The organism is Synechococcus sp. UW140 (assembly GCF_900474295.1).
In the GTDB taxonomy this organism is placed as follows: domain Bacteria; phylum Cyanobacteriota; class Cyanobacteriia; order PCC-6307; family Cyanobiaceae; genus Synechococcus_C.
Window position 1 is genome coordinate 1 of the sequence record NZ_UCOB01000022.1, and the last position, 2,941, is coordinate 2,941.

General features: G+C 52.6%; 1 protein-coding gene. It reads left to right on the forward strand.

All coding sequences use genetic code 11. The features are described 5' to 3' along the window. Positions 1-692 precede the first annotated feature (692 nt). The coding region (locus DXY10_RS08275; protein WP_198412987.1) for a hypothetical protein at positions 693-2,941 on the forward strand (2,249 nt) is incomplete at its 3' end.

Below are 2,941 nucleotides of genomic sequence, written 5' to 3' on the forward strand. Positions count from 1 at the left end.
AGAAGACACCCTCGGTGGTGGTGATCTCGATTACGACGACTTCATCCTCGGCTTTCATTTCAAAGCCCTCACCACCTGAGCTCGGATCCTTGAGGCATGGGCACTGAGCTCGAGTCTCTGATCACACCGAACTGATACCAAGCCAGGCGGTCGGCTTGGCATTGAACCTCGCGCGTCCTTCCCTCAACACCAGCACCCTTCTGACCCACCCCAGTTGCACACCATCCGCTCCACTTGCACAAAAAAGCAGGGACAGCTCAGGGACCACCCACTCAAACTCATTGCAATTAAACACTCCTGAGTGGCAGCAGCGGCCACCAGGGCCAGCTCTGATCCTCAGGTTGGATGCTGTTCGCAGCCACGCAATTCAAGTTTCCTGACAACGATTCTGCCTAGAGGCGGTCTGTGCAGCTGGCGGTTTGAAACCGCCCAACAAACAGTGGCATCGACCTCGCCTCGGAAGCCCGAACCAGCTAGAAAAGCTGTTCAGCACCTACCAACAGGCTCGCTCTGAACAGATGCTCCTTCCCTTGACATGACGACAAATCAAGGCAATCACAAGCAGCGATGCTGAGCACTCTGTAGAACTCAGGCGAAGCTCCACTTGTCTTTTGATTTCGCTGCATCTCCTCACCAGCACAGACAGCGCGGCGGGCGAGACAAGATCGGGATTGGCTACAGCGATCCACGCTGTGGATCAACAGCTCAGGCTTTGGCAATCAAAAACACAAGCCTGGCAAGAACTGCTGCAACGAGTTTTTGGCCGCTCTGCTCCGCTTGAGCTCAGGGCCATCAGCCTCGAGATTCTCGACAGCCAAACCATGGCAGGGTTGCGCGGTGCTTACACCGCATCAGACCCCAATGGAGAGGAAAGGATTTATCTCAATTCCGCATGGCTCAAGACTGCAACAGTCCCAGAACTAGAAGCCGTCCTCCTAGAGGAGATCGGCCATGCCATCGATCATCATCTCAATGGCAATCACGACACAGCTGGCGATGAAGGGGCCATCTTTTCATCATTGATTAAAAACAAGCAAATCAATCCATCAGAATTTAATCAAAATGATCATTCAGAATTATTAGTTTCAGGGCGAAAGGTCAAAATAGAAGCATCATCAATTACAACTCCAACGGCGGTGGCGTCAATCACCGATGGTGGCACTGATGGTAATGGCAATACCTTTGATGTACTTAATGGTCCCTACAGCGTCACCACAGTCGTCATTGGCGGCAGCACCTATGCCTTAGTTGCTTCCATGTGGGATAATGGATTGCAGATTGTTGATATCAGCACTCCTGCCGCGCCAACGGCGGTGGCATCATTCACCCTTGATGAAGGTGGATTTGATGAACTTGATGGTGCCGCCAGCGTCACCACGGTCGTCATTGGCGGCAGCACCTATGCCTTAGTTGCTTCCGTGTCCGATGATGGATTGCAGGTTGTTGATATCAGCACTCCAGCCGCGCCAACAGCGGTGGCATCCATCACCGATGGTGGCACTGATGATGATGGCAATACCTTTGATGAACTTACTGGTGCCATAAGCGTCACCACAGTCGTCATTGGCGGCAGCACCTATGCCTTAGTTGCTTCCTTGTTCAATGGTGGATTGCAGATTGTAGATATCAGCACTCCTGCCGCGCCAACGGCGGTGGCATCAATCACCGATGGTGGCACTGATGGTGATGGCAATACCTTTGATGAACTTGATGGTGCTAAAAGCGTCACCACGGTCGTCATTGGCGGCAGCACCTACGCCTTAGTTGCTGCTCGTCATGACAATGGATTGCAGATTATTGATATCAGCACTCCTGGCACGCCAACGGCGGTGGCATCAATCACCGATGATGGTACTGATGGTGATGGCAATACCTTTGATGAACTTGATGGTCCCTTTTCCGTCACCACGGTCGCCATTGGCGGCAGCACCTATGCCTTAGTTGCATCCTACGACGACAATGGATTGCAGATAGTTGATATCAGCACTCCTGCCACGCCAACGGCGGTGGCATCAATCACCGATGATGGTACTGATGGTGATGGCAATACCTTTGATGAACTTGATGGTCCCTTTTCCGTCACCACGGTCGCCATTGGCGGCAGCACCTATGCCTTAGTTGCATCCTACGACGACAATGGATTGCAGATAGTTGATATCAGCACTCCTGCCACGCCAACGGCGGTGGCATCAATCACCGATGATGGTACTGATGGTGATGGCAATACCTTTGATGAACTTGATGGTCCCTTTTCCGTCACCACGGTCGCCATTGGCGGCAGCACCTATGCCTTAGTTGCATCCTACGACGACAATGGATTGCAGATAGTTGATATCAGCAATCCAGCCACGCCAACGGCGGTGGCATCAATCACCGATGGTGTCACTGATGGCAATGGCAATACCTTTGATGAATTTGATGGTGCCTCAAGCGTCACCACGGTCGTCATTGGCGGCAGCACCTATGCCTTAGCCGCTTCCTTGTTAAATGATAGATTGCAAGTTGTCAATATCAACACCGCGCCAACACTTACTTCTGCCACTTACAACGCTTCATCTAGCACTCTCGTTGTAACTGGTAGCAATCTTGTCACCAATGCAGGCGCAAACAACGATATTGACATCTCTAAACTCACGCTCACTGGAGAAGGCAACAGCACCTACACCCTCACCACTGGTGACGTTGAAAACACATCAGCAACTGCCTTCTCCGTCATCCTCAACGCGGCTGATCAACTTCAACTCGCCGGGCTACTGAATAAAAACGGCACCTCCTCCGGCGGCGGCACCACCTACAACATTGCTGCCGCTTCTGGCTGGAATCCAGGTGCCGCTTCCTCACCGGCAGACAGCAGCGGCAATGCGATCACCGTCTCCAATGTCGCCACTCCAACCCTCAGCTCCGCCACGTACAACAACTCCACAGGGGTTCTCACCCTCAG